This window comes from Mesorhizobium sp. USDA 3734, from assembly GCF_056279665.1.
The window spans coordinates 3,587,768-3,612,590 of sequence record NZ_JBWCCW010000001.1 but is presented as its reverse complement, the minus strand read 5'-3'; the positions used below and the strand labels follow the sequence as shown (position 1 = coordinate 3,612,590).

Here is a 24,823-nt window from a genome sequence, read left to right as displayed (position 1 = left end):
GCGACAAGGGGATCTCGACGCGGCCGCTTTGACTTTGCGGCGCTACTGCGCCAGCGGCCTGATCGTCTCATAGCTGATGACGCTTTCGGACTTTGTACCCTCGTCGTAACGCCTCGCAAGCGCTGCTCCGAGGTCCGGCGCGTAGAGCGCGGTGAACGTGTCCAGCGTCTCGCCGGCCTGGTTCCTGATCGTCTCCTTGACCGCCAGCACCTTGTATTTGCAGTCACCCAGTGTGAAAATTTCCTTGCCCTTCACCGCGAGTTCCAGCGTCTTTGTGCCCTTCGGCTGTTTCTTCGGCGACAGCTCGACGAACTGCATCGTGCTCTTTGCGCCCGATTTCAGTGGGAACAGCTTTTTCAGGTCGCCAAGCGGGATCATGGCCAGATGGCCTGTGTCGCTGTCGCGAAAAACTTCGATCAGCCCGGCAAACAGGAACTGCGTCTGCGGCGACTCGGACTCATAGGTGTTGGCAACCGAAACCATGCCGCCGGCCGCTGGCCGGAACTCGCTGCGGATACCCGGTTTTTCCAGCACGAAGCCGGTCTTGGCGGCTTTCGCGTCGACGCATTCGGCGCCATGCGCGACGCTCGCCGTGGCGAGCAGGGTCATGCCGATTGTTGCGGCTCTCATCGCGTCCTCCTCTCCCCCGCGCATGTTGAACGTCAAAGACTGCCAGACCAGCGCGGCGGTGTCGATGCGTGGCGACGGCAACTGGACGGCAGGGGGCCGCCTGTGCTGAATTTCGCGCATGATGACTCGCTTGCCGATCCACTCGATTTCCCGGCGCAGCCTGCTGAAGCAGATGGCGGGATTTGCCGTGGCCGGCGCCTTGTCGCGCCCGGCATTCAGCCAGACCGGCCAGCGCGTCCAGTCCATCGACGCCACCTTCCTGTTCGTCGCCGATGTCCATGCCTGCCGCATGGCGAGCGGTTTGAGCCCCAACTGCCTGCAGGAAGGCAAGACAGACGCCGCGCTGCTGCGCAACGTGGCAGTGCTCAACGGTCTCGGCGACAAGGACTGGCCGGTCGAGATCAACGGCGTCGCCACCGGCCTGCGCTCGGCCGGCAGCCGCATCGGCACGCCGCTCGGCCTCGTCGTCGGCGGTGACATGACCGACGACGGCGGCGGCCAGATCACCCAGCCGAACGAGGGCACCCAACTGCTTCAGTTCAGCCAGCGCTACAGCCAAGGCGTCGGCCCCGATCGCGTGCACATGCCGGTCTATGTCGGGCTCGGCAACCATGATCTCGACCAGAACGGGCCGCCGCACCATGTCGACTGGTACCGGCGCGAACTGCGCGACTATGTCGAGGTCAATCATCGCGCCGGCGTGTTCTTCAAGCCGCCAGTGCCGGCCACCGATTATGATATCGACACCGACTGCTATTCCTGGGACTGGGGCGGCCTGCACCTGGTCCAGACGCATCGTTTCGCCGGCGACACTGGCCATGGCGCCGAGAGCAGCCTGCCATGGCTGAAGCAGGATCTGGCGACCTATGCGGCTGACGGTCGTCCGGTCATTCTGTTCCAGCACTATGGCTGGGACACCTTCTCGATAGAACGCTGGGATGCCGCCAAAAGGCACTACGACGATGACGGCGCTGGTGCGCCGCATTGGTGGAGCGAGGCCGACCGGCAGGCGCTGCTGGCGGCGCTCAAGGGCTACAATGTCGTCGGCATTTTCCATGGCCACCAGCACGAAACGCCGCTGATCTATCGCCGTGACGGGCTCAATCTGTTCAAGCCGAAGGCCGCCTATATGGGCGGTTTCGCGCTCGCCAGGGTGACCAGCGATGGCATGGACGTGGTGCTGGGCGAGGCGACCGGCGATCATGGCGAGTGCGCCTTCACCAATGCTTTCAGCAAGGGCTGGAGCACATGAAAAAGGCGGCCCTCGCGACCGCCTTCCCTAAAATTAAAGAGTGCTCCGCGATGTCGGATCAGAACGCCTTCTTGACCTTGTCCTTCACGTCGCCATAGGCCTTCTGCACCTTGCCGGCGATCTTGTCTGCCGTGCCTTCAGCCTGGGTCTGCCTGTTACCCGTCGCCTTGCCGGCGGCTTCCTTGACCGAGCCCTTGATCTGCTTGGCCACGCCCGCGACCTGATCCTTGTTCACCATTTTTCGCATCTCCTGGGAATTCATCCGCCGACAGGAACGGGCCCGGACCTGTTAGGTTCCGAATACCCGCAATTCGCTGTCGCGCGACCCGTTGCCTAAGGCAAAGCAATGCAGGTAGGTTCTGGCGGGCCGGATTTGAGGGCTGCCGGGATATTCGATGCGTTTTCGTCTTGCCTTTGCGGTCGTGCTCTCTCTGCTGGCGGCCGGCTGCGTCGCCGACGATGTCGGGCCGATCAACGTTTTGACATCTGAAGCGGGTCCCCCTTCGCCGACCTTCATTCCCGATCCCGGCGACGATGGCTCGACGGTTGTTGGCCTCGCCTTCTCCGGCGGCGGCACAAGGGGCCGCTGCCTTTTCCTATGGCGTGTTGCGAGCGCTGGACGACATCGTTATCGACGAGCAGCCGCATCGGCGCACACTGGTTGACGACGTTAGGATGATTTCCGGCGCCTCCGGCGGCGCCGTCACCGCCGCCTATTTCGGCTACAGGGGCAAGGACGGCTACCGGGATTTTCGCGAACGCTTCCTGATCCAGGATGCGGAAGCCAATCTCAGGAAATCGCTGTCGCCGCTCAACCTCGTGCGCGCCTACAATGGCGGCGTCAATGACCGCAGCGGCTTTGCCAAATGGCTGAACGACCATATCTTCGATGGCGCGACATTCCTGGCTTTCCGCAAGCCGGACCGGCCCATTGTCTGGATCAACGCATCCGACATCTACAACCGCACACCGTTCCTGTTCAGCTACGACACCTTCGCGGCGCTGTGCAGCGACCTCGAGAAGGTCCGGCTCGCCGACGCCGTTGCGGCTTCCGCCGCGGTTCCTGTCGTCTTCGCGCCGATCGTCGTCTCAGCCACCAGCCCGCATTGCGGCTACCACAGGCCGCCTTGGCTGGAGCGCGCATTGGCCGACCGCAACGCCTCGATCAGGCTCCGGGCCTATGCCAGCGCGCTCGATTCTTATCAGAACGCCGACCCGCTTGACTATGTGAAGCTGCTCGACGGTGGCCTGACGGACAATATCGGCGTCACCGGCTTTACCATCGAGCGCTCCGCCGCCGGCACGCCCTACGGCCCGCTGTCGCCGGTCGCCGCGGTCCGGCTGCGGACGTTGCTGTTCATCATCGCCGACGCCGGCAGCGACAGCGATGTGTCGTGGGGCAAATCCCTGCATGGGCCCAAGATTGGTGAGCTGCTCGACGCGGTGACCAGCACCACGCTGGCCTCGTCGGTGCGCGACGAAGTCGACGCGCTGACGCTTGCCGTCTCACAGTGGCAAGACGAACTGGTGCGCTACCGCTGCGGGCTGCCGGCCTCGACAGTCGCCGCCTATCGCGGTTCGGCTGGCGGCTGGAATTGCCGCGACATCCAGCTGGTGGTCCAGCATCTCTCCTTCGCCGACCTTGATCCGGCGATGCAGGTCAAGCTCAACGTCATTCCGACCCGGCTAAGGCTGCCGGTCGAGCAGGTCGACCTCACCATCGCCGCCGGCCAACAGGCGTTGCTCGTCAATGCCGCTATCGGCAAGGCGGTTGCCGCCATCCGCGCCCATGCCGGTATTTCGACAGAGATGGCCGCAGCGCAGGCAAACTGAGCAGCGGCTGGATCAGCGCGTCGCCGCCGAAACGCTTTGCCGCCGCAAGGCGCTGTGGCTAGTGTGGCGAAAAATTCCAGGGAGGCCTTCTTGGCTGAATTCACACTCTTCATCGGCAACAAGTGCTTTTCCTCATGGTCGCTCCGGCCATGGGTGGCGATGAGGCATCTGGAAATCCCGTTCGCGGAGGGTTTCGTGAGGCTGCGCACGCCAGAGACCTTTGCCAATCTGGCGAAGGTGTCGCCGACCGGCCAGGTGCCCGTCTTGAATCACAATGGCAAGATCGTCTGGGAAACCCTTGCCATCCTTGAATATCTGGCTGAGCTGTTTCCCGACAAAAAACTCTGGCCGGCCGATATCGACGCCCGCGCACTGGCGCGCTCGGCCGCGACCGAGATGCATTCCGGTTTCCGCGAAGTTCGCTACGGCTGGCCGATGAATTTGCGTCGGCCAAAAGGCCACAAGCCGCTCGATGCCGAAGGCGAGGCGCAACGCGAGCGCATTGAGGCGCTGTGGCGCGAGTGCCGGGAAAAATACGGCCAGGGCGGGCCCTTCCTGTTCGGCCATTTCACCGCGGCCGACGCCATGTACGCACCGGTCGTGACCCGCTTCGACACCTATGGCGGCACGCTTGCGCCGGATACGCGAGCCTATGTCGATGCCGTGCTGGCAACGCCGGCGATGCGGCACTGGTATGCCGAGGCGGCCAAGGAGACGTGGCCGGAACCCAGCCCGGACGAATAGGTGGATCCAAACGAAAACGCCCCTCGCACCTTTTATCGTGCGGGGGGCGTCTTTGCCATCAACCTTTCTTTCGATTGCTCTCATGAATTGCTGATGACACGGAATAAATGCGCGTTTGCGCGGATGGTTCCCGGATGCCGCGAATTTTTTTTCGAGTTGGTGGCAGCGTGCCGTTTAGCGTCCGGTTTGCCGTCATGCCAGATGTTTGGACAGGTGTTTTGGGAGAATTCCGCAGGTGTGGCGGATGCAGATTTGACAGCGCGCCAAAAGAAGCCTAGAAGCATTTCGTCGATATTTGTTTGACTGACTTTTGTTATCCGCGCTTTCGAGCGCGCCTTTGACGAACTTCCCACATCAAAAATCGAGACAAACGACGTTGTGCATCCGCATGGCGTCGAACGAATATTTGCCATGGAAAGGGTTCGTCATGAGCACCGGCACAGTTAAATGGTTCAACGCCACCAAAGGTTTTGGTTTTATTCAGCCTGACGACGGCTCGGCCGACGTTTTTGTCCACATCTCGGCCGTAGAGCGCGCCGGTATGCGCGACATCGTCGAGGGCCAGAAGCTCGGCTACGAGATGGTCCGCGACAACAAGTCGGGCAAGATGTCCGCCGACCAGTTGAAGGCGGCCTGAAAAAAGAATTCAGCTCTCCCGGTGACCACGGATGTACTGGCACCGGTGAGTGGCGAATTCGGGCGCATGGCCGCGGAGACCTGAGTTTCCACGGCATATCATGCGCATGAGAGGAGCGTGCCTTGTGCATCCGTCTGGATGCCCGGCGTTCTCTTACGGAAGGTCAGGCGGTGCCTGGCCTTTTTTCATTTTGCGCGTCTTGCCGCCGAAAGTGCGCTGCGCGCTGGCTTGGACGTGCTAAGGGACGCTCCAGCAATTTGAATCCGCTGCCGTATTGCTTTGTGCGTGGTCCTGACCGAAGACCCGGTTTCGCTCCATCGGCACAGGCTCCTGACAGGAGAAAGATTTTGACCGCTCATTCGAAGACAGTCGAACAGGCCGTGTCCTTGTTCAGCAAGACGCAAACCCAGTCGATGTCGCTCAACCGCATCAATTCCGAACGCGATGCCGTCAGCGAGGCGCGGGAAGCCAAGACCGCGCGCCTGCGCGAACAGCGCCTGGAGAAGGAGGCCGACGAGTTGGCCGCCGCCGCGGCGCTGGCCGCCTTGCCGAAGCGAGCCGGAAGACGCTGATGGCTACCAAGCGCGTGCCTCCGAAATTGATCGCCGCCGACTCGACCATCGCCGACGTTGTCGAAGGCCTCAACAAGCCGGTCGAATATGTACGCCGGGTGCTGGAAAAGCTGGAGCGCTGCAAACGCGCCCATGGCGATGCCCAGGTGCGGCTCGGTGTGCGCGGTCGCGCCGAATGCCCGAACTACCTGATCGAATATGTCCGCGAAGACGCCAAGACCCATGAGCGCGTGACCCATCAGGACGCCGCCTACAGCGGCAGCACGCATCGCGAGCTGGCAGTCCACCACATCGCGGAAGTCAGAAACTGGTCGCCCGAGGAAATGAACATCACGGCGGTTTCGGCGCTGATCGGCCGCCTGCGCAATCCGCGCGCACCATCATCGCGCTTCGTCGACGAGGACTGACATGGCCATAAAATTCTCCGCCAAGGACCAGCCGGCAGCCCCGGCTGCCGCCGCAAAACCGGCCAAGCCGGTTGCCGCGCCGAAAGGCGACGGGGCCGCCGAGACCGCGACCGATCTGTTCAAGTCGCCGGCCGAAGCGTCGTCGCGCAAGGCGGGCAAGAAGAAATAGCATCTTGCCGCAAGACGCCGATCGCAATCCTGCCGCGCCGGGGCTGTCTGCCGTGGTGCCCGCTGCAAGCCCTTTGGCGTCGCAACGCAGCACCGCTCCTGCCTTCGACTGCCAGAGCTGCGGCGCCTGCTGTTCCTATTCGGCCGAGTGGCCGCGCTTTTCCACCGAGGACGATGCGCAACTCGACCGTATCCCGGAACAATATGTGGCGGCCAATCTGTCCGGCATGCGTTGCGAGGGCGTGCGCTGCTCGGCGCTGTCCGGCGAGATCGGCAAGTCGACCGCTTGCGGCATTTACGACATCCGCCCGGATGTCTGCCGCGCCTGCATGCCTGGTGACGACGATTGCCTGATGGCGCGCCGGGCGCACGGTATGGCGCTCACTAATCTCCCTCCTTGAGGGGGAGATGGCCGCGAAGCGGTCAGAGGGGGTCGCCTCACATAGAGCGCCGGCGTCCTCTCGTCGTAAGAGGCGCTGGCACTTCATGCGAAGCGACCCCCTCTGTCGCCTTCGGCGACATCTCCCCCTCGAGGGGGGAGATTAAGCTCAACGCCGCTTGTGCGCCATTATCCGTCCCGATACCTTCCGCGCCGGGCAGGGCAGCGGAGGATTCCATGAGCATCGAATTTCTGTTGACGTCGCTGATCGTCGTGGCCTCGCCCGGCACCGGCGTTCTCTACACGCTGAGCGCCGGCCTTTCGCGCGGCGCGCGCGCCTCGATCATCGCCGCCTTCGGCTGCACGCTCGGCATCATCCCGCATATGGCAGCCGCCATCACTGGCCTTGCGGCGCTGCTACACACCAGCGCGGTCGCCTTCGAGACGCTGAAATATCTCGGCGTCGCCTACCTGCTCTACATGGCCTGGAACACGCTGAAGGAAAAGGGTGGCCTCAGCGTCGAGCAGGACGTGACGCCACGCTCGGCCGGCAAGGTGATTGCCACCGGTGTCCTCGTCAACGTGCTCAATCCGAAACTGTCGATCTTCTTCTTCGCCTTCCTGCCGCAATTCGTCAGCACCACCGAGCCCAATGCACTGTCGAAGATGCTGGAGCTCAGCTCCGTCTTCATGCTTTTGACCTTCGTGGTTTTCGTCGGTTACGGCATCTTCGCCGCTTCGATCCGCAGCCATGTCGTGTCGCGGCCAATGGTTCTGACCTGGATGCGCCGGACCTTCGCCGGCGCCTTCGTCATGCTCGGTGCCAAACTGGCGCTGGCGGATCGGTAGAAATCGGTTCGTGGATCCTGTCGTTTTTGCGCAAAATCCCCGCCCAGATAGTCAGAAGGCGAGCCCAGGGCCCGCCTTCATCCGCTTTTCAACTCCAGGCTAATGCATGTCGCCCAAAAGTGATCTCGGTTCTGGGAGAACGACATGCATAAAAAACAAAGACCTAAAGCGCGTCGCCTGGATCCGTTCAACCGCGACGCGCTTTAGGGCAATCATTTGTTTGCGCCGCCGAGGGCTTTCAATTTTTCGCAGAACGGTGCGTATGGTTTGCTCATCGCAGCGTCCTGGCATTCCTTCATCATCATGGCCTGATCGTCCTTGGACATCGCTGCCCAGGCCGCCTTCATTTCATCGTCGGATTTCATCGTCTTCATGCCCGAATCGGTGAAGAACGGCTCCATCATCTTGGGCGAGTCGAGCGCCCCGGCAAACGCCGTGCCGCTGAAGACAGCCAATGCGAGTGCTCCAAAGCAGGCGGTTCTAATGTTCATCACACGAGTCCTCCCTAGTGGTCTTTCTCGATCGTCGAATGGCGGTCGCGCCCAATCCTAGCACAGATGAAAGTAGCTTAGGATTAGCTAATATTGGTAGGAGGCCTGCCGATGGCGCTGACGGACCGACAGAGTGATCGCTATCCAGATGGACCGAAACGTCGAGGGCGGGCTCGGTCAGGGCCGCATTGCCGCCTGAATGACCGAGCCGCCAGGCTCGTGCTATACTCAGATTATGCTTCGTCCGCGCGCGGGAACCGCTCATGTCGGGTTACTACGGAACAGAGGTCCAGCAACACCTGCAAGCGCAGGCCGAAGCGAGTACCGGCTTCATCAATGCGACGGCTGGCGCATGTCAGACCGGTCGCACGATGGGCTGTGACGATGTGGATCGGCTGGGATGGGATCGCATCGACGGGTTCCTGGACCGCGACGGCGTCTGCGGCTTCCGCCTGATCCCCGCCGGTAAGGCCGAGAAACTCAGGTCTCGTCTGGCGGAACGGAACTTTCGCTTCGATACCTGGGACGTATTCTTGGGAGACCGGGCAAGCGCCCTGGCTGCCTCCGAGGCGATCATATCCAAGGGCCTGCCAGGTAAATTGACTGACCTGGATAGGCCGGTCCAGCCGGAACATGAATACACCGCCCGCATTCAGGCGCTCATGGGGGCGGCCGGTGTGGCGCCGTTCTCCGGATCGCTGCTGGTTGGAGGCCTTGGCCCGGCGACTACGGTGGCAGTCGGTAACGGCGACGGAACCATCGTGGCGGCGGCACATGGCTATCTCCCACACAACGCCCACAGCCCTTATCATCGATACGCCTGGGGCGGGCTCGTTGCGGTGTCGGAATCACAGCGAGGCAAAGGGCTCGGCAACTACGTCAATGCCCGCATGATCGTCAGCGTCTTCCACGATCTCGGCGCGACACACGTCTATGAGCTCGTATCGGCATCGAACGTGCCGTCTCGTCGCATGGTTGCTTCATGCGGCCTTCATCACGCGCAGGACCTTATCTGCGGAATTGCAACTCCCAACGACAGCGCACGGTTCACCCGGTAAGCGCTGCGGAATCCGGGATCCGATTATAGAAGCGGATCGTCGCCCGGTCGCCAGCGACGAAGGTCTCTTCGAGGTCGAAGGCGTGCCGGCCTAGGTTGCTATCGCCGACCACAGTTCGATACAGGCGGCCTTGTCGACGTGGCGGGCACCGTCCGGCGCCGGCGTGGTGTTCTCGATCACGCACTCTTCCCCACCAGTGGAAGGGCTGATGGTGATCGCCCGCGCCACCCGCGACCGCGCCCCGGTACAGGCCGTGGCCGACGAGGTCGCCGCGCTGATCGAAGCCGCGGTGCTGGCTGGAGGATGCCGCAATCGCGACGCGGCGATTTCCGCGGCCGAGATGCCATCGCCGGGGTCCTGATATCGCGACGCGCCTGATGTGGTCATGCGGGTCGCCAGAGGCGGCGGGCTTTCCTTGCGCAGCTAATCTACAATGTCTTTGCGAGCGGCTGAAGCAAGGAAGGCCGAGCGTGTCTGTCCGCGTTCACGAGCCGTCGCATCGATAGCTTCGAGCAGGCCAAGATCGAACGATACGTTGATCCGCGTCGTTGATCCGCGATCACGGATCAGCGGAATGACAGTCGTCATGGCGCCGTCGCGATCCTCCGCGAGTTCGGGATCGCTCATGATGGCATCGAAGTCACGCGGCGGGGGAACTGGATCGCCGTCCGCTTCCAGCATGCGGACATGGCCGGAGAGCGCCTCGACAGCGTTGCGCACGGCTTCGTCGATCGTGTCTCCTGCCGAGATGCAGCCGGGCATGTCGGGGAAGCTTACGCCGTAGATGCTGTCCGGGTCTTTGTGGATGAAGGCGATGTAACGCAAGCTTCTCACTTTTGGTTCAGGAGGCCCGCCTGCTTCAACAAAGCGCGAACGGTTCCTGTAGGCATGTCCTTGCGCGGATGCGGAATCGTAACCTTGCCCGGCTTCGTTGGGTGTTTGAAATGGTGGTGAGAACCGGTCACACCAATTCTGAACCAGCCATCAGCCTCCAACAATTTGATCAGGGCGCGGCTATCGCGCTCCACAGCTGCATTCTCCGTGTAAGATAATACACACGCCCACTGAAATCAACATTACGAGTCCCGTGCCCTGTGGACATCAACCAACACCCATTCTGACGCCAGCGGAAATGTTAGCTCGATGTCGCGCCAAGCATTCCGCACGGTGTGTCGCTCCAATTCAAGTCCTGGCAGTGCTGTTAGTGAAGTAAACGTCCTGGTAGAATAAAAAAGGGCGGCATTTCTGCCGCCCTTTCCGTAAGCTTAGCCAGATTGGCTGGATTAGAAGTCCATGCCGCCCATGCCGCCCATGCCGCCGCCGCCCATGCCGCCAGGCATGCCGCCGCCAGCCGACTCCTTCTTCGGAGCCTCCGCGATCATGGCTTCGGTGGTGACCAGCAGGCCGGCGACCGAGGCCGCGTCCTGGAGAGCCGTGCGAACGACCTTGACCGGATCGACGATACCCATGGCGATCATGTCGCCATATTCGCCGGTCTGGGCGTTGTAGCCGAAGGTCGCGCCCTTGTTCTCAAGGATCTTGCCGGCAACGATCGATGCTTCCGCACCGGCGTTGGCCGCGATCTGGCGGGCCGGAGCCTGCAGCGCACGACGAACGATGTTGATGCCAGCAGCCTGGTCGGCATTGACGCCGGTGACCTTGATGTTGGCCGAAGCGCGCAGCAGAGCGACGCCACCGCCTGCAACGATGCCTTCTTCGACGGCCGCGCGGGTCGCGTTGAGGGCGTCATCGACGCGGTCCTTCTTTTCCTTGACTTCGACTTCCGTCGCGCCACCGACGCGGATCACCGCAACGCCGCCCGCGAGCTTGGCGAGACGTTCCTGCAGCTTCTCCTTGTCGTAGTCCGACGTGGTCTCTTCGATCTGCTGCTTGATCTGGGCAACGCGGCCCTGGATCTCGGCCTTCTTGCCGGCGCCGTCGACGATGGTGGTGTTCTCCTTGGAGATCGACACCTTCTTGGCGCGGCCGAGCATGTTGAGGCCGACGTTCTCGAGCTTGATGCCGAGGTCTTCCGAGATGACCTGGCCACCGGTGAGGATGGCGATGTCTTCCAGCATGGCCTTGCGGCGATCACCGAAGCCCGGCGCCTTGACGGCGGCGATCTTCAGGCCGCCACGCAGCTTGTTGACAACCAGCGTGGCCAGAGCCTCGCCTTCGACGTCTTCCGAGATGATGAGCAGCGGCTTCGAGGTCTGCACGACGGCTTCGAGAACCGGCAGCATGGCCTGGAGGTTGGAGAGCTTCTTCTCGTGCAGGAGGATGTAGACGTCCTCGAGCTCGGCAACCATCTTGTCGGCGTTGGTGACGAAGTAGGGCGAGAGGTAGCCGCGGTCGAACTGCATGCCTTCGACGACTTCGAGTTCGGTCTCGGCGGTCTTGGCTTCTTCAACCGTGATGACGCCTTCGTTGCCGACCTTCTGCATCGCTTCCGCGATCATCTTGCCGACCGACTCGTCGCCATTGGCCGAGATCGTGCCGACCTGGGCAACTTCCTCGGAGGTCTTGATCTTCTTGGCAGCCTTGCCGAGCGCCGCGACGACTTCGGTCACGGCCAGATCGATGCCGCGCTTCAGGTCCATCGGGTTCATGCCAGCGGCAACGGCCTTGTGGCCTTCCTGGACGATCGACTGTGCCAGAACGGTTGCGGTCGTGGTGCCGTCGCCGGCGATGTCGTTGGTCTTCGAAGCAACTTCGCGGACCATCTGCGCGCCCATGTTCTCGAACTTGTCCTCAAGCTCGATTTCCTTGGCGACGGTGACGCCGTCCTTGGTGATGCGCGGGGCGCCGAACGACTTGTCGATGACGACGTTGCGGCCCTTGGGGCCGAGCGTGACCTTCACCGCGTCGGCGAGGATGTTGACGCCGCGCAGCATGCGCTCGCGGGCATCACGGGAGAATTTTACGTCTTTGGCAGCCATTTTTAGCTCCTGGCAAGGGCTTGGAGTAAGCCCGGGAATTCAGTTGACGGTGAGGCCGATAATCAGCCGATGATGCCCATGATGTCGGATTCCTTCATGATCAGAAGGTCTTCGCCATTGAGCTTGACTTCGGTGCCCGACCACTTGCCGAACAGGATGCGGTCGCCAGCCTTGACGTCCAGCGGGACCAGCTTGCCAGCTTCGTCACGAGCGCCGGAGCCGACAGCGATGATCTCGCCTTCCTGCGGCTTTTCCTTTGCCGTGTCCGGGATGATGATCCCGCCGGCGGTCTTGGATTCGGATTCGACCCGGCGAACGACCACGCGGTCATGAAGCGGGCGGAACTTCGACTTTGCCATTTTTTCTTCCTCGATGAGAACGGTGAGAAACAGTTCCTCCATCCGGCGGCGCCGGACATGTGGTTAGCACTCACCAATGGCGAGTGCTAACGTGGCGCTGAAATAGGCCGCCGACCCGCCAGAGTCAAGGCGCGTGGCACCGACCGGGAGTGTGAAATTTTTCTACGGACCGAGGTTTACAAAAACAACTGCAACTGCGTGTGAATGATCGAACGATAATCTTCGATCGTGCGGCGGCTTTCCGCTTCGCCCTCGGCAAGCGCCAGGCGCACCACGCCGCCGGCGAGCTGGAAGATCAGGAGAACCATGCGTTCGAACTGTTCGCGCTTCTCGGGCGCGAGGAGAGCGATGACATGGTCGCAGAACATTTTGGCTTGATGTCGGGTCTCGGCGATGTCGAGATTCTTGAGCGCCTTGTCGGCCTGGATGGCGTTCTGCAGATCCTGGATGGCCGGATCGCCGGCGACGCGGCTGCGATAGTCGTCAAGCAGCCGGTCGGCGGCCACGATCACGTCCTTCGCCTCGCGGACATCGGCGATGATCATGGTCAACCGTGCGCGGCTGACCTCTGAAAACCGCTCATAGAGCATCGCCAGGATGGCCGATTTGTTGGGAAAATAGTGATAGACGGTGGCGATCGGCCCGCCCGCCAGCATGCCGACTTCCTTCATGGTGACGGCGTCGATGCCCTTTTCGCCGATCAGCCGCATGGTTGTCGACAGGATCGCGTCGATGCGCTCGCGGCTGCGTTCCTGCTTGGGCCTGCGCCTGGGCTCGGTCGCCATTCTCTTCACTTCCGTCATGCACCGATCTTTCGCACGGGTTTCCAAATTCCGGTTGACAAGAAATATGATCAAGTATCAGTTTCTCAAATGCTGACAGGTTGTCAGCTTTTTGGCGGCACGGCAAGGACGTTGGGAGGCGCCTTTGACTTCGACAGATACCGTCCATGCAGGCAATGGCGATTGGCTGGTTGGCAATCCGACCGGCTGGCAGCTTGCCGCGGCCCTGTGGATCGGTTCGGTCGGTCTGCTCATTCTCGGCCTGCAGCCGGTGCTGCTCGGCGCCCTCTACACCGAGGGCCATGTCAGCGGCGATGAACTGGCGCTGGTCGCCACAGCCGAGATGATCGCCATCGCCATCGGTTCGGCCGTGGTGGCGATGCTGCTCTCGGCGCACAACATGCGTTGGAAAAGTGCCGTCCTTCTTCTGCTGTTGGCGCTGGCCAATGTGTGGACAGCCTATGCCGCAAGCGCCGGCACGCTAATTGCGGCCCGCGCCCTGGCCGGGCTCGCCGAGGGCGGTCTGGTCGCCGTCGCCACCGAATTGATCGCCCGTTCGCGGCGGGCCGAGCGCATCGGCGGCTTTTTCGTCACCATGCAGACGCTGGCGCAATGCGCGCTTGCCCTGTTGCTGGCGCTTTATGTCATTCCGGCCGCCGGGTCGGCGGGCGGCTTCATCGTTCTTGCCGTCGTCTGCGTCGCGTCGCTGGCGGTCGCCTTCACCGTACCCGGTGACTATGCCGACCTGCCCAAGGAGGAGAATCTGGCCAGTGTGCTGACGGTTCCGTCACTCACCGCGCTGCTGTCGGTCTTCTGCTACTTCATGTTCTTCGGAGCGGTCTGGGCCTTTCTGGAACCGCTTGGCGCCCAATACGGCATCGATGGCCGCACCGTCGGCCTGATCGTCTCGGCTAGCCTCGCGGTGCAGGTCCTGGGCGCGATGACGGCCACCGTGTTCGAGGCGCGCATCGATTATCGCGCTGCCATCGCCACGATCGGTGTCGTGGCGCTTGTCTGCTCCCTGGTTCTGGCCAGCGGACCTGGCCTCACGATATTCTGGATCGCAGCCCTGATCATGGGCTTCATCCTCTTGTTCATCGTGCCCTACCAGATCCGGCTGGCGATCACCGCCGACGAGACGCGCACCGCCGTGCTGCTGGTGCCGGCGGCCCAGCTGTTCGGCCTGGCGATCGGGCCGATTGCGGCGTCGCTGCTGATCGATGGCAAGGATTTCCGGCCGGTGCCGGAATTTGCTGCCGCCAGTACCGTGGCCAGCGTGCTTCTGCTTGGTCTGTTCGTCCTGGTGTCGCGGCGTCGCCGCGCCAGACCATGATCCCGAAAAGTGGAAGCCGGTTTTCGGAAGAGATCATGGTCCAACAAAAACGTCTGAGCGGGGAGCGCCATGTCGAACAGCTGGAGCAACTGGTCGGGCTTTGTCACTGCCGAACCGCGGCTGATCGCCAGTCCCGCCGATGTCGGCGAACTGGCTGATCTCATTCATACCGCACCCGGCCCGGTCCGCGTCGTCGGCGCCGGTCATTCGTTCACGCCGCTGGTGAAATCCGAAGGCACGATCCTGTCCCTGGAGAGGCTGGAAGGGCTGGTCTCGCACGACGCGCAAAAACATCAGGCGCGGGTGCGGGCAGGGATCCGGCTCGGCCCGCTTATGCACATCCTGCAGGGCATTGGCCAGGGCCTGCCCAACATGGGCGACATCGACCGCCAGGCCATCGGCGGCGCGCTGGGCACCGCCACCCACGGCTCGGGACCGACGCTCGGCGCCTATCACACGCAGCTGGAGACGGTGCAGATCGTCGACGGACTTGGCAAGGTCCGCGACTTCAAGCGGGCAGGGGATCAGGAGATGATCCACGCCATCGGTGTCGCGCTCGGCGCCTTCGGCGTGCTGAGCGAAGTGACGCTGAACAACATTGCGACCTACCGGTTGCGCCGCCGCAAATGGGTGCTGCCGATCACTGAGATGCTGCGCGATTTCGAGACGATGATGGCCGCGCATCGCTCGGCCGAATTCTACTACATTCCGTTTTCCGGCCATGCGCAGTTCATTGCCAGTGACGTCAGCGACGCCGCACCCACCACACGGCCGCCGGAGCAAGACGAGGCGGGTTTGAGGACGCTGCGCCGGCTGCGCACCGCACTTGCCTGGCTGCCATCGCTGCGCCGCCGGCTGATCCTGGGCGCCATCGCCAAATTGCCGGCCGAGGACTATGTGCAGGACTGGCTCAACGTCTATGCCAGCGACCGGCAGACCAAGTTCAACGAGATGGAATATCATCTGCCCTTCGAGGAGGGGCCGAAGGCGCTGGCCGAGATCATCGAACTGACCGAGAAGCGTTTTCCCGAGGTCTATTTCCCGATGGAGGTGCGCTCGGTCGCATCGGACCAGTTCTGGCTTTCGCCCTTCTACAACAGGCTGACCTGCTCGATCGCCATCCACCACGACGCGGCGAACGATCCGCTGCCGTTCATGCGGGCGGCGGAGCCGATCTTCCGCAAATACGGCGGCAGGCCGCATTGGGGCAAGATGCACAGCCTGAAAGCGGCGGATCTGAAAAAGCTCTACCCGCGCTGGGACGATGCCATGGCGGTGCGCCGTGACATCGATCCGCAAAACCGCTTCATCTCCCCCTACATGGCCGGCCTGTTCGGCATCGAGACATGAGCACCTATTTTTCCACCCTGTCGGATGCGCTGAGGCAAGCCGGCATCTTCCAGCCCTGCCTGATGCTCGATCGCGACCGGCTGGACGGCAACATTGCCCTGGTTAAGGGGAGACTGGATCCCGGCCTTGCCGTGCGGTTGGTCGACAAATCGCTCGCCTGCCTGCCGCTGCTTGCGCATATCGGCAAGGCGCTTGGCACCAATCATTTCATGACCTTTCATCCGCCGATCAGCGAGGCGGTGCTGAAGGCGTTTCCGGATGCCGATCTCTTGTATGGCAAGCCGATGCCGATCGGCGCGGCAAGGGCGGCGCTGGTGACAGCGGACGCCGACTGGTCGCGTGTCTGCTGGCTGATCGACAGTGAGGAGCGGTTGGCGGAATATGGCGCGCTGGCAGCCGAACTCGATATCGAACTGCGCATTGCTTTCGAGATCGATGTCGGGCTGCATCGCGGCGGCTTTGCCGATCCCGAAGCCTTGTCGAGGGCATTGAATGCACTCCAGGCCCACAAACGGCTGCATTGCGAAGGCGTCATGGCCTACGAGGCGCATGCGCCGCTTATTCCGGGTCTGTTCGGCGGGCCGGCGAAAGCCTTGGCAAAGGCGTCGGCGCAGGCCAAGGCGTTCGTCGCTCGTCTCGGCGCCGACCAGCGCCGCATCCTGAACATCGGCGGCAGCAAGACCGCGCTGCTTCATCATGGCGGCGTCGTCAATGAAGTGTCGATGGGCTCGGCCTTCGTGCTGCCCAGCGACTTCGATACATCAGGTCTCGACGGCTTCCAGCCGGCGGCCTTCATCGCGACGCCGATGCTGAAAGTGGTCGAGCCGATGCTGCCCGGCCCGCCGGTCGTCACGCGCCTGCTGCAGGCGGTCGGCCGGTTTCCGCGCAAGGGCTGCTACATCTATGGCGGCAAATGGATGGCCGAGCCGGTGTTCCCCGAAGGCATGATGACGAACGACCTGCTTGGCCTGTCCTCGAACCAGCAATTCATGGGCCTGCCGGCCGATGCTATCGCAAGGCCAGGCGACTACGCCTTCCTGCGCCCGACGCAGAGCGAGGCCGTGCTGCAGCAGTTCGGATCGATCGTCGTGTTTTCCGGCGGCAGGATCACCGATCGCTGGCCGGCACTGCCGATGGCGTGATCGCCTAGCCCTTGACCGGTATCCAGATCTCCAGCCCGCCATTGCCGCTGCGCGGGTCGAACTCCGGCCCATAGCGCTCGAATTCCGGTGCGTCTGCAATTTCGTGGCCGGAGGCCGGCAGCCATTTGTTCCAGATCGTGTTGACCGCACGGCGGATGGTCGAGATGTGTTCGCGGTGGGCAAAAACCGCATATTTCTGCGCCGGCACGCGCACCCGGCTGAACTCCCTGGGCAGGTCGGAAAAGTCCGACACTTCGACGCCGGCGATGTAGTCGAAATTGCCGGCATCGTCGCCGTTGACGCAGACGCCATAGGCGAAATTGCCGGTCTCGCCCGGAATGTTGCCGATATAGGGGCCAAAGCGCTGCCACTGCATCGGGATAGCGGCGCTGGTTTCGCAGCTGTAGCGTTCGCCGAGACCGGCGATCAGAAATGGTCGGCTGATCTCGAAACGCGGTGGTTCAAGGTTGGCAAGGAAGGACTGGTCCATCAGGATCGGCTCCACGAGGTCGAGCTTGTCGAGAGTGGCTTGCGCGCGCACCAGTTCGGGCGTGGTGCCGAACTGATCGCGGAAGGCACGGGTGAAAGCCTCATGCGAGTTGTAGCCGGCATCGAGCGCAACACTGAGGATGTCGGGCGCCCCGCCAGCCAGCTTGCGCGCCGCCTCGGTCAAACGGCGCGAGCGCATGTAGCCCATCACCGAGCGGCCGGTGGCAGCACCGAACGACCGCGTCACATGAAAACGCGACACGCCGCTGCTTTGGGCGACATCGTCGAGCGAGATCGCCTCCGGCAGATGGCTCTCGACGAACCACAGCGCTTTCTCGGTCGGGTTCATGGGGCTCCTTTTCGCATGGGCCGGATCATCTTGCCGCCTTTCCGCAAGGCCAGTTTGATCGAAATTGCGCATCCTGTGCAATCTACGCGATGCCCGTCATGGTTCGCGCACCGATATGACCCAGTCGGCTAAGCGCTTGCATCGATTCGGAAAACTCCCCCCAATAATAGTCGGGCCTGCGCTCGCTCGCTCAATTGACCGCCGCGATAGGCCCGGCATAGGTACCGCAGGAACCTGCGCGACAGGGATCGGGTAGGCCGGTGAGCGGCTGCTGCCACGGCCGACATCCTGTTCCGCCGGGTTGCAGGACGCTGCATCAGCGTAGCGCCTTTGCGTCAGTGGGGCCGCAAAGCACTGGGAAATTTGGGATGCGCCTGATCCCCGATCAGGCGTGGGGGTGGTTGTGACGTATAATTTTGCTGAAAATGTCGCGCCTTGTGCGCCGTTTCCGGGACTTGCCCGCAAGGCAGTGACCGTCAGGTTCTGCGTCGGCCTGCTGGCCTGTCTGCTCTGGATGACAACCATCGTCGACGGTCGCGCCCAGTCCAGCACCCCATCGATCACGGTCGCGTCGCGCCCGGCGCAATTCCGCTTTGTCGGCCAGGTGATGAAGCTGACCTACACGGCCTATTCCGGCAACAGGGTGTTCTCGACCGCGACGGTCGACCCACGCGGTTTCGGTCCCAACGTGCCGGATTGCGATAGCCCCCCGTCGCAGACTGGCGCCACCTTTACCTGCACCTCGACCTATACCGTCACCCCGCTCAACATGGCGGCGGGTTCGTTTTCCGGGGCGCCGATCCTCAAATGGACCGCACCCAACGGCAGCAAAACCGGCGCCAACGTCATCGTTCCCATGGCTCCGCCGGACACCAACCCGCCGAACCTGACCTTGCCCTCCGACATCACCATCCACACGGAGACCGGCAAGGCGACGGCGGTCGTCGACTATGCCGTCAGCGCTCACGACCCCGAGGATGATGTCGCCGACCTCTTGTTGACCGAAGGCCCGGCATCGCACAGCGCCTTCGCGCTGGGCACCACCAGGGTCAGCTATTCGGCCACCGATCCGTCTGGCAATGTCACCGAGGGCTCCTTCAACGTCACCGTCGAGGACCATGAAGCGCCGGTTGTGACTGTACCTGGCGACATCAGCGACAATGCACCTGACAATGCATCGGGCAAAGCGGTCACCTTCGCGGCGACAGCCGTCGACAATGCCGACCCGAACCCTGTCGTCTCTTGCGCGCCAGCCTCGGGCAGCACCTTCGCCATCGGCGACACCACGGTGAGTTGCACCGCCACGGATGCCGCGGGCAATACCAGTGACGCCAAGACGTTCAAGGTCACCATCAACGACGTGACCGCGCCGGACCTGACGGTGCCAGGCCCTATTGCCGTCGACACCGATCTCGGCAAGGCGACGGCCAAGGTGACCTACGCCGCCAGCGCGACCGACGCCGGCGACCCGGCGCCCGTGGTCAGTTGCTTGCCCGCCCCCGGCAGCGATTTCACCGTCGGCGATACCACCGTATCCTGCACCGCCATCGACGCCAGCCACAATGTCAGCGGGGCCAAGACGTTCACGGTGAGGGTCATCGACCATGAAGCGCCGGTGGTGACGCCGCCTGCAAACATCAGGCTTGGCAACGATCCTGGCCTCTCGACCCGCGTTGTCACCTTCGCCGCCACCGCCAGGGACAATGTCGACGCCGACGGCACGATCACGCCGGTTGTCGCCTCCGGCAGTCTGCCTTCCGGCAGCGCCTTTCCGCTGGGCACGACCACCGTTTTCTTCAACGCCACCGACGCCGCCGGCAACACTGGCACAGCGAGCTTCACGGTGACGGTCGAGGACCGCGAGGGGCCGGTCTTCACCGCGCCAGTCGACATTTCCTTGGGCGCCACTCCAGGATCGGCAAGCGCCGTCGTCACCTATGTGACGCCGACCGCGACCGACAATGTCGACGCCAACCCGACAGTGACCTGCAGCCCGCCACCGGGCTCAAGCTTTGATTTCGGCGAACACATTGTCGACTGCCGGTCTTTGGATGCCGCCTCCAACATGACGAAGGCCACCTTCAAGGTGACCGTGACCGATGGTGAGGCGCCGACGCTGACGGTGCCTCAGGACGTCGTCGCCAGCACCGATCCCGGCGCAACCACAGCGGTCGTCACGTACCCGGCGGCCACGGCCGTCGACGCCATCGACACGAACCCCGTGGTCAGCTGCGCACCGGCAGCCGGCTCGACCTTTTCGGTGGGCGAGACGACGGTCGACTGCACGGCACAGGACGCCTCCGGCAACATCGCCAAAGGAGCGTTCAAAGTCCTTGTCGAGGACAAGGAAGCGCCGGTGCTGAGCCTGCCTGACGACATCGGCGCGACGGCGGCGGCCGGCACCGACGCGGCGATTGTCTCGTTCACCACATCGGTGAACGACAATCTCGATGGCAGCGTCGGCGTGACCTGCAATCCGGCCTCGGGCAGCAGCTTCACCTTTGGCGAGACGACGGTAGCGTGCAGCGCCACCGACGCCGCGGGTAACACCGCCAATGGCAGCTTCAAGGTGACCGTCAACGATGCGGAAGCCCCGACGCTCAACCTGCCTGCCAACATTGTCGTTGATACCGATGCCGGAAAGAACACCGCCCGGGTGATCTACGCCATTTCGGCGACCGACGCTGTCGATGGCGCCGTCACAGCCAATCAGACGCAAGGCCTTGCGTCCGGCGCGGATTTTCCGGTTGGAACCACGACCGTCGCCTTCACCGCCACCGACAAGCAGGGCAATTCCAGTTCCGGGTCGTTCACCGTGACAGTGCAAGACCATGAGGGGCCGGTGGTAACCGCGCCCGCTAACATCAGTGTCGCTACCGATCCCGGCAAGAGCTACGCGGTGGTAACCTACAGCGGCGTTTCGGTGCACGATGCCGTCGATCCAGCGCCAACGGTAACGCAGATCGCAGGCCTTGCATCCGGCGCCAGCTTCCCGGTCGGCACGACAACTCTGACATTCCGCGCAACCGATAACTCCGGTAATTCCAATACGGCAACTTTTACAGTAACGGTCATCGACGGCGAGGCGCCCGAAGTGACGGTGCCCGCCAACATCAGTGTCGGCACCGATCCGGGCAAGGCGACGGCCAATGTCACCTACGCCGTGTCGGCCACCGACGTGGTCGACAGTACGGTGACGCCGCAACTGGTTGCGGGCTTGGCCTCCGGCAGTGATTTTCCGGTGGGCGTCACGACAGTGACCTACCAGGCGACCGACAACCAGGGCAACGCCAGCGATCCAAAGTCCTTTACCGTCACGGTTACCGACAATGGAGCGCCTGCGCTGAGCGTACCCGGCAACATCAGCGTTTCCACCGATGCCGGAAAGGCAACGGCCAAGGTGACCTACGACGTATCGGCGACCGATCTGGTCGACGGCGCCGTTGAGCCGGAACTCGTCGCTGGCCTTGCTTCCGGCAGCGACTTCCCCGTGGGCACCACGACGGTGACCTGGAAAGCCGTGGACAAGCAAGGCAACGCCAGCGCCGAACAGTCGTTCACCGTCACCGTCGCCGATGGCGAGCCGCCTGTGCTGACCGTGCCCGCCAACATCAGCATCGCCGTCGCCTATGGCGAGACCGCCAGCACGGCGACCTGGACCGCACCGACGGCGACCGACAACGCACCTGGTGTCACGATAAGCCAGACTACGGGCCTCGCCTCCGGCGCCAACTTTCCGCTGGGCACGACGACCAACACCTTCCAGGCCACCGATGCCGCCGGCAACACCGCCACCGCCTCGTTCACGGTGACTGTCAGCGCGACGCCGCCCGGCAACGTCACCTTCGTCGTCAATGCGCCGTCCGACGGCAGCTTCGGTTTCTCGTCGTCCGAACCGGGGCTGAATGTCGCCGTCAACAGCAGTGGCGGCCACGGCTCTTCCGGCGCCATCACGCTGGCGCCGGGCGCTTACAACTTCAGCTTCACGGTGCCGAACGGTACCGGCATAGCCTCGGCCCAGTGCTCCGACTCGGGCTCCACCATCAATGCCGGCAGCCACACCGGCACGCTGACGGTGGTTTCGGGCGGCGCGGTAAGCTGCACCATCTCGACCAGCGATTCCGCCGACAAGGCGGTGGCGCTGATCGGCTCGTTCCTCGAGGGCCGGGCCGATGTGATCATCAACAACCAGCCCGACATCGACCGCCGCATCGAGCGGCTGACCGGCGCCTATACCGGCAATGGCGGCATGACGGCCTTTGGCATGCCGATCGGCGGCAGCCAGTTGCCTGTCGGCCTGCAGATATCGGCCGATCGCACGACCTTCGCCTACAGCATGCAGCGAGCACAGGCCGCTGGCAGCGACGATGGCAGTCAGCAAGCTGACGCCAGTGATCGGCGAACTGGTGCCCGACAGATGATGGCCGCGCCGGGTGCGCAGCTGCCGCTCAGCGCATATGCGGCCTCGGGTCAGTTGCCGCCAGCCGGCGTGACCTTCCAGCACGCTTTCGGACCGACCGACGCCGCCGGCGCCACACCCGCTGCCGACCCGCAGGCGAGCGATCCGCTGGCCAGGCGCTTCGACGTCTGGACGGAAGGCACGATCGGCCGTTTCAACTCGGCCGGCGGTGACGGCAGCTTCGGCATCGCCCATAGCGGCGCCGACTATCTGCTGACCCCGAGCGTGCTGGTCGGCCTTGGCCTGCAGGTCGACTGGGTGGACCAGGATGGAAAAGACGGTGCCGCAGTCTCGGGCATCGGCTATCTCGTCGGTCCCTATGCGACGGTGCGGCTCTCCGACCATTTCTACCTCGACACGCGCGTCGGCTGGGGCCAATCGTTCAACCAGATCTCGCCGCTCGGCACCTTCGAGGACCGTTTCGACGGGAAACGCTGGCTGGCCACCGCGGCCTTGATCGGCAGCTTCGACATCGAGCGTTGGAGGATCAAGCCGGAGGCACGGGTGACGATGTTCGAGGAAAAGACAGACGCCTATGTCGATGGCCTCGGCATCGACGTGCCCTCGGTCGACGTGCGCACCGGCCAGTTCGCCTTCGGTCCCAACATCTCGACCACGCTGCAGCTGGAAGGCGGCCTGTTGCTGACGCCTTTCGTCGACCTGCAGGGCATCTGGACCTTCATGCAGGATAGCACCGCGACGGCCGCCACGGCGGCACCCGGACTGGCCGAGACTGGCCTGCGCGGGCGCGCCGAGACCGGATTTGAGCTGGCGGCCGGCAACGGCATGTCGGTCAACGCCTCGGCCTTCTATGACGGCCTCGGCAGTAGCAGCTACAGCGCCTGGGGTGGAAAGCTGGGCCTCAGCCACAAGTTCTGAGGCCGGACCACGCGCGCAAGATCGAACGCCGACAGCAATGTCGCCTGATCGACAAACCCTTGTCGCTGATAGATCGGCCTCGGCAGGGCTTTCGCTTGACAGCGTCAGGCGGCGTCTTCTAAAGCGTTATGTTATTACATAATGAGAGCGCGCTATGTCTGTTTCCCTGACACATGAGGGGCCCATCACTCCGTCCGAGAAATCCGTTGCGAAGCGATTGGGGGAAATCTACGCTGAGGCGGTGATGGTCCCCGAGTCGAAAGGCGAGGGGTGAAAAGGGAACACGGTGAGATCCCCAGGGATCGAGGCCGTGGCTGCCCCCGCAACTGTAAGCGGCGAGCAAAATCCGTGAATGCCACTGGCCGGCAAGGCTGGGAAGGCTGGATGGCGCAACGACCCGCGAGCCAGGAGACCTGCCATCACTGAGTTGACCGGACGGGGTGTGCCGGGAGGAAACGCGAATCTCGGTCTTGTCGGCCGGCTCGCCAGCTTCCTTCCGTCGCCAGTTTTGGAAAGTGACGGAAAGTTGGACAGCTCCATCCATCGCATCATCGTGTGCACGCTTTGCCGTGACCTTGTGACCGGGGTCAGGTCCGGGGAAGACCTTTGTGCTGACTTGCGCTCCCGGCTTGCGGCCCGGCACGAGCCGGCGGTGGCGCAGGGCTTCGCGGTCGAAGGCGTGGCCTGCATGGCAGGCTGCGCGCGGCCGCTGACGGTCGCCTTCCAGGCGCAAGGCAAGGCCGCCTATCTCTTCGGCTCCATCGACGCACGAGCCGATGTCGGCGACCTCGTGCGATTCGCCAAACTCTACGCGTCGCTCGCCGATGGCTGGTGCAGTTCCGGTCAGCGTCCGGCGGGACTGGCCGGCAAGACACTGGCCCGCATCCCCCGTTCGGGCAATCTGGCGGGCAGCAGCCGATGACCGTAGCGCTTCTCGAAGCACGTGACCTCTGCGTCGTGGCGAATGGGCGGGACCTGGTTCAGGCGGTCAGCCTGTCGGTGGCCGCTGGCGACCGCCTCGCCATCATTGGTCCCAACGGCGCCGGCAAGACGACGCTGCTGCGCATGCTGTCGGGCATGCTACGGCCAAGCTCCGGCGAGGTGAAGCTCTCCGGACGCCGGCTGGACAGGATTTCCGCTGCCGAACGGGCACTGAATATCGCCGTGGTCGGGCAGACCGATCAGCCCGATCCACGGCTGGCGGTGATCGACTATGTCGAGCTTGGCCGCGTCCCGCACGCCGGACTGCGGCGCAGGAGCGAGGAGCGCGACATTGTCGTCGATGCGCTGCGCCGGACCGGTCTGCTGCCGCTGCTCGGCCGCACCATTGGCTCGCTGTCGGGTGGCGAGCGCCAGCGCGCCCAACTGGCGCGCGCCATCGCCCAGCAGCCAAAGATCCTGTTCCTCGACGAGCCGACCAATCATCTCGACCCGCGCGCCCGCGGCGAACTGCTCGAACTCGTAGCCGGCTTCAGCATGACCGTGATCGCGGTGCTGCACGATCTGGCACTGGTCGCGCCGTTCGCCACCAGGGTGGCGGTGATGAACCATGCCCGTCTGCAAGCGCTCGCCGCGCCGCGCGAAGCGCTGACCCAACAACTGATCCGCGAGATTTTCGGCATCGATGTTCTGCGTCTGCGCCATCCGACCGAGGACCGCGAACTGACGGTGTTCGAGGTTCCGAACCGCGCCGGTAACAATTCTGATTGAAGCCAATCCCCA

27 protein-coding genes, 1 pseudogene and 1 riboswitch are annotated in these 24,823 nt (G+C 63.4%); of the genes and pseudogenes, 17 read left to right on the top strand and 11 right to left on the bottom strand.

The genetic code is table 11. From position 1 onward, the window contains the following. Positions 1-42: 42 nt before the first annotated feature. Positions 43-630 carry a hypothetical protein gene (locus ACZ89F_RS17720; protein WP_476093179.1) on the bottom strand — a complete coding sequence of 196 codons (588 nt, stop codon included), beginning with the start codon at positions 628-630 and terminating at the stop codon, positions 43-45. A gap of 118 nt (positions 631-748) precedes the next feature. Between ACZ89F_RS17720 and ACZ89F_RS17715 the strand changes: the two genes are divergently transcribed. After that, the gene (locus ACZ89F_RS17715) at positions 749-1,882 is read left to right on the top strand and encodes a metallophosphoesterase (protein WP_476093178.1); all 1,134 of its coding nucleotides are present in this window, start codon (positions 749-751) and stop codon (positions 1,880-1,882) included. Between the two features lie 58 nt (positions 1,883-1,940). Here the strand turns inward: ACZ89F_RS17715 and ACZ89F_RS17710 are convergent, their stop codons facing one another. After that, positions 1,941-2,129: a CsbD family protein gene (locus ACZ89F_RS17710; protein WP_476093177.1), complete on the bottom strand. Its 189-nt coding sequence runs from the start codon at positions 2,127-2,129 to the stop codon at positions 1,941-1,943. Between the two features lie 42 nt (positions 2,130-2,171). Continuing rightward, the gene (locus ACZ89F_RS17705) at positions 2,172-2,399 is read right to left on the bottom strand and encodes a hypothetical protein (protein ID WP_476097474.1); all 228 of its coding nucleotides are present in this window, start codon (positions 2,397-2,399) and stop codon (positions 2,172-2,174) included. Here ACZ89F_RS17705 and ACZ89F_RS17700 point away from each other — a divergent pair. Together ACZ89F_RS17700 and ACZ89F_RS17695 are read left to right on the top strand one after the other, a co-directional pair. Then, a pseudogene (locus ACZ89F_RS17700) lies at positions 2,305-3,715 on the top strand (patatin-like phospholipase family protein). The gene ACZ89F_RS17705 and the pseudogene ACZ89F_RS17700 sit on opposite strands and share 95 nt — an antisense overlap. 90 nt (positions 3,716-3,805) lie before the next feature. Next, positions 3,806-4,459, top strand: a complete 654-nt coding sequence (locus tag ACZ89F_RS17695; protein ID WP_476093176.1) for a glutathione S-transferase family protein — start codon at positions 3,806-3,808, stop codon at positions 4,457-4,459. A gap of 80 nt (positions 4,460-4,539) precedes the next feature. Here the strand turns inward: ACZ89F_RS17695 and ACZ89F_RS17690 are convergent, their stop codons facing one another. Then, complete coding sequence (locus tag ACZ89F_RS17690; protein WP_476093175.1) at positions 4,540-4,872, bottom strand: hypothetical protein; 333 nt, start codon at positions 4,870-4,872, stop codon at positions 4,540-4,542. Between the two features lie 14 nt (positions 4,873-4,886). Here ACZ89F_RS17690 and ACZ89F_RS17685 point away from each other — a divergent pair, with 14 nt between their 5' ends. From ACZ89F_RS17685 to ACZ89F_RS17660, 6 genes are all read left to right on the top strand, one after another. Beyond that, on the top strand, positions 4,887-5,096 hold the full coding sequence (locus ACZ89F_RS17685; protein ID WP_010915421.1) for a cold-shock protein: 210 nt from the start codon (positions 4,887-4,889) through the stop codon (positions 5,094-5,096). Positions 5,097-5,443: 347 nt separating this feature from the next. After that, complete coding sequence (locus ACZ89F_RS17680; RefSeq protein ID WP_109663043.1) at positions 5,444-5,668, top strand: hypothetical protein; 225 nt, start codon at positions 5,444-5,446, stop codon at positions 5,666-5,668. After that, positions 5,668-6,075: a hypothetical protein gene (locus ACZ89F_RS17675; protein WP_056593642.1), complete on the top strand. Its 408-nt coding sequence runs from the start codon at positions 5,668-5,670 to the stop codon at positions 6,073-6,075. The genes ACZ89F_RS17680 and ACZ89F_RS17675 overlap by 1 nt, the downstream gene beginning before the upstream one ends. 1 nt (position 6,076) lies before the next feature. Continuing rightward, positions 6,077-6,244, top strand: a complete 168-nt coding sequence (locus ACZ89F_RS17670) for a hypothetical protein (protein WP_476093174.1) — start codon at positions 6,077-6,079, stop codon at positions 6,242-6,244. A 4-nt stretch (positions 6,245-6,248) separates the two neighbouring features. Then, complete coding sequence (locus tag ACZ89F_RS17665; RefSeq protein WP_476093173.1) at positions 6,249-6,644, top strand: YkgJ family cysteine cluster protein; 396 nt, start codon at positions 6,249-6,251, stop codon at positions 6,642-6,644. Between the two features lie 215 nt (positions 6,645-6,859). Beyond that, positions 6,860-7,471, top strand: coding sequence for a LysE family translocator (locus ACZ89F_RS17660; RefSeq protein WP_457150662.1), 612 nt, complete (start codon positions 6,860-6,862; stop codon positions 7,469-7,471). Between the two features lie 212 nt (positions 7,472-7,683). Here the strand turns inward: ACZ89F_RS17660 and ACZ89F_RS17655 are convergent, their stop codons facing one another. Then, positions 7,684-7,962: a hypothetical protein gene (locus tag ACZ89F_RS17655; protein WP_476093172.1), complete on the bottom strand. Its 279-nt coding sequence runs from the start codon at positions 7,960-7,962 to the stop codon at positions 7,684-7,686. 263 nt (positions 7,963-8,225) lie between these two features. On the opposite strand from ACZ89F_RS17655, the gene ACZ89F_RS17650 reads away from it, so the two are divergent. Then, positions 8,226-9,020 carry a GNAT family N-acetyltransferase gene (locus ACZ89F_RS17650; RefSeq protein ID WP_476093171.1) on the top strand — a complete coding sequence of 265 codons (795 nt, stop codon included), beginning with the start codon at positions 8,226-8,228 and terminating at the stop codon, positions 9,018-9,020. A 208-nt stretch (positions 9,021-9,228) separates the two neighbouring features. Then, entirely contained in the window at positions 9,229-9,381 is a 153-nt protein-coding gene (locus ACZ89F_RS17645) for a hypothetical protein (protein ID WP_476093170.1), read from the top strand. A 62-nt stretch (positions 9,382-9,443) separates the two neighbouring features. Here the strand turns inward: ACZ89F_RS17645 and ACZ89F_RS17640 are convergent, their stop codons facing one another. The 5 genes from ACZ89F_RS17640 to ACZ89F_RS17620 form a co-directional block, all read right to left on the bottom strand. Next, positions 9,444-9,854, bottom strand: a complete 411-nt coding sequence (locus ACZ89F_RS17640) for a type II toxin-antitoxin system HicB family antitoxin (RefSeq protein WP_476093169.1) — start codon at positions 9,852-9,854, stop codon at positions 9,444-9,446. Next, positions 9,851-10,048 carry a type II toxin-antitoxin system HicA family toxin gene (locus ACZ89F_RS17635; RefSeq protein WP_183453634.1) on the bottom strand — a complete coding sequence of 66 codons (198 nt, stop codon included), beginning with the start codon at positions 10,046-10,048 and terminating at the stop codon, positions 9,851-9,853. The genes ACZ89F_RS17640 and ACZ89F_RS17635 overlap by 4 nt, the downstream gene beginning before the upstream one ends. A gap of 255 nt (positions 10,049-10,303) precedes the next feature. After that, a complete protein-coding gene (groL, locus tag ACZ89F_RS17630; protein ID WP_136620452.1) occupies positions 10,304-11,959 on the bottom strand; it encodes a chaperonin GroEL in 1,656 nt (551 codons plus the stop codon). 62 nt (positions 11,960-12,021) lie between these two features. Further along, positions 12,022-12,318, bottom strand: coding sequence for a co-chaperone GroES (gene groES / locus ACZ89F_RS17625; RefSeq protein WP_006203049.1), 297 nt, complete (start codon positions 12,316-12,318; stop codon positions 12,022-12,024). A 176-nt stretch (positions 12,319-12,494) separates the two neighbouring features. After that, entirely contained in the window at positions 12,495-13,121 is a 627-nt protein-coding gene (locus tag ACZ89F_RS17620) for a TetR family transcriptional regulator (RefSeq protein ID WP_476093168.1), read from the bottom strand. A 124-nt stretch (positions 13,122-13,245) separates the two neighbouring features. Between ACZ89F_RS17620 and ACZ89F_RS17615 the strand changes: the two genes are divergently transcribed. The 3 genes from ACZ89F_RS17615 (at position 13,246) to ACZ89F_RS17605 (ending at position 16,925) form a co-directional block, all read left to right on the top strand. Then, positions 13,246-14,433 (top strand): MFS transporter, encoded by a 1,188-nt coding sequence (locus ACZ89F_RS17615; protein ID WP_476093167.1) that lies wholly within the window; start codon positions 13,246-13,248, stop codon positions 14,431-14,433. 69 nt (positions 14,434-14,502) lie between these two features. Continuing rightward, positions 14,503-15,783 (top strand): D-arabinono-1,4-lactone oxidase, encoded by a 1,281-nt coding sequence (locus ACZ89F_RS17610; RefSeq protein ID WP_476093166.1) that lies wholly within the window; start codon positions 14,503-14,505, stop codon positions 15,781-15,783. Further along, on the top strand, positions 15,780-16,925 hold the full coding sequence (locus ACZ89F_RS17605) for a DSD1 family PLP-dependent enzyme (RefSeq protein WP_476093165.1): 1,146 nt from the start codon (positions 15,780-15,782) through the stop codon (positions 16,923-16,925). The genes ACZ89F_RS17610 and ACZ89F_RS17605 overlap by 4 nt, the downstream gene beginning before the upstream one ends. A 4-nt stretch (positions 16,926-16,929) precedes the next feature. Here ACZ89F_RS17605 and ACZ89F_RS17600 read toward each other — a convergent pair whose 3' ends face one another. After that, entirely contained in the window at positions 16,930-17,763 is an 834-nt protein-coding gene (locus tag ACZ89F_RS17600; protein ID WP_476093164.1) for an AraC family transcriptional regulator, read from the bottom strand. 403 nt (positions 17,764-18,166) lie between these two features. Between ACZ89F_RS17600 and ACZ89F_RS17595 the strand changes: the two genes are divergently transcribed. The 3 genes from ACZ89F_RS17595 (at position 18,167) to ACZ89F_RS17585 (ending at position 24,811) form a co-directional block, all read left to right on the top strand. Next, positions 18,167-23,101, top strand: coding sequence for an HYR domain-containing protein (locus ACZ89F_RS17595; RefSeq protein ID WP_476093163.1), 4,935 nt, complete (start codon positions 18,167-18,169; stop codon positions 23,099-23,101). 228 nt (positions 23,102-23,329) lie between these two features. Beyond that, positions 23,330-23,536: riboswitch (cobalamin riboswitch) on the top strand. 7 nt (positions 23,537-23,543) lie between these two features. Next, positions 23,544-24,023 (top strand): DUF1636 family protein, encoded by a 480-nt coding sequence (locus tag ACZ89F_RS17590; protein ID WP_476093162.1) that lies wholly within the window; start codon positions 23,544-23,546, stop codon positions 24,021-24,023. Beyond that, on the top strand, positions 24,020-24,811 hold the full coding sequence (locus tag ACZ89F_RS17585) for an ABC transporter ATP-binding protein (protein ID WP_476093161.1): 792 nt from the start codon (positions 24,020-24,022) through the stop codon (positions 24,809-24,811). The genes ACZ89F_RS17590 and ACZ89F_RS17585 overlap by 4 nt, the downstream gene beginning before the upstream one ends. Positions 24,812-24,823 lie beyond the last annotated feature (12 nt).

Excerpts from the sequence above, each read along its gene's own strand:
- ACZ89F_RS17600 (WP_476093164.1), bottom strand. The coding sequence starts at position 17,763 with ATGAACCCGACCGAGAAAGCGCTGTGGTTCGTCGAGAGCCATCTGCCG.
- ACZ89F_RS17705 (WP_476097474.1), bottom strand. The coding sequence starts at position 2,399 with ATGAAGGTCGGCGAAGGGGGACCCGCTTCAGATGTCAAAACGTTGATC.
- ACZ89F_RS17685 (WP_010915421.1), top strand. The coding sequence starts at position 4,887 with ATGAGCACCGGCACAGTTAAATGGTTCAACGCCACCAAAGGTTTTGGT.
- ACZ89F_RS17585 (WP_476093161.1), top strand. The coding sequence starts at position 24,020 with ATGACCGTAGCGCTTCTCGAAGCACGTGACCTCTGCGTCGTGGCGAAT.
- ACZ89F_RS17645 (WP_476093170.1), top strand. The coding sequence starts at position 9,229 with ATGGTGATCGCCCGCGCCACCCGCGACCGCGCCCCGGTACAGGCCGTG.
- ACZ89F_RS17710 (WP_476093177.1), bottom strand. The coding sequence starts at position 2,129 with ATGCGAAAAATGGTGAACAAGGATCAGGTCGCGGGCGTGGCCAAGCAG.
- ACZ89F_RS17715 (WP_476093178.1), top strand. The coding sequence starts at position 749 with ATGATGACTCGCTTGCCGATCCACTCGATTTCCCGGCGCAGCCTGCTG.
- ACZ89F_RS17675 (WP_056593642.1), top strand. The coding sequence starts at position 5,668 with ATGGCTACCAAGCGCGTGCCTCCGAAATTGATCGCCGCCGACTCGACC.
- ACZ89F_RS17610 (WP_476093166.1), top strand. The coding sequence starts at position 14,503 with ATGTCGAACAGCTGGAGCAACTGGTCGGGCTTTGTCACTGCCGAACCG.
- ACZ89F_RS17650 (WP_476093171.1), top strand. The coding sequence starts at position 8,226 with ATGTCGGGTTACTACGGAACAGAGGTCCAGCAACACCTGCAAGCGCAG.
- groL (WP_136620452.1), bottom strand. The coding sequence starts at position 11,959 with ATGGCTGCCAAAGACGTAAAATTCTCCCGTGATGCCCGCGAGCGCATG.
- ACZ89F_RS17720 (WP_476093179.1), bottom strand. The coding sequence starts at position 630 with ATGAGAGCCGCAACAATCGGCATGACCCTGCTCGCCACGGCGAGCGTC.
- ACZ89F_RS17670 (WP_476093174.1), top strand. The coding sequence starts at position 6,077 with ATGGCCATAAAATTCTCCGCCAAGGACCAGCCGGCAGCCCCGGCTGCC.
- groES (WP_006203049.1), bottom strand. The coding sequence starts at position 12,318 with ATGGCAAAGTCGAAGTTCCGCCCGCTTCATGACCGCGTGGTCGTTCGC.
- ACZ89F_RS17660 (WP_457150662.1), top strand. The coding sequence starts at position 6,860 with ATGAGCATCGAATTTCTGTTGACGTCGCTGATCGTCGTGGCCTCGCCC.
- ACZ89F_RS17620 (WP_476093168.1), bottom strand. The coding sequence starts at position 13,121 with ATGACGGAAGTGAAGAGAATGGCGACCGAGCCCAGGCGCAGGCCCAAG.
- ACZ89F_RS17655 (WP_476093172.1), bottom strand. The coding sequence starts at position 7,962 with ATGAACATTAGAACCGCCTGCTTTGGAGCACTCGCATTGGCTGTCTTC.
- ACZ89F_RS17690 (WP_476093175.1), bottom strand. The coding sequence starts at position 4,872 with ATGGCAAATATTCGTTCGACGCCATGCGGATGCACAACGTCGTTTGTC.
- ACZ89F_RS17605 (WP_476093165.1), top strand. The coding sequence starts at position 15,780 with ATGAGCACCTATTTTTCCACCCTGTCGGATGCGCTGAGGCAAGCCGGC.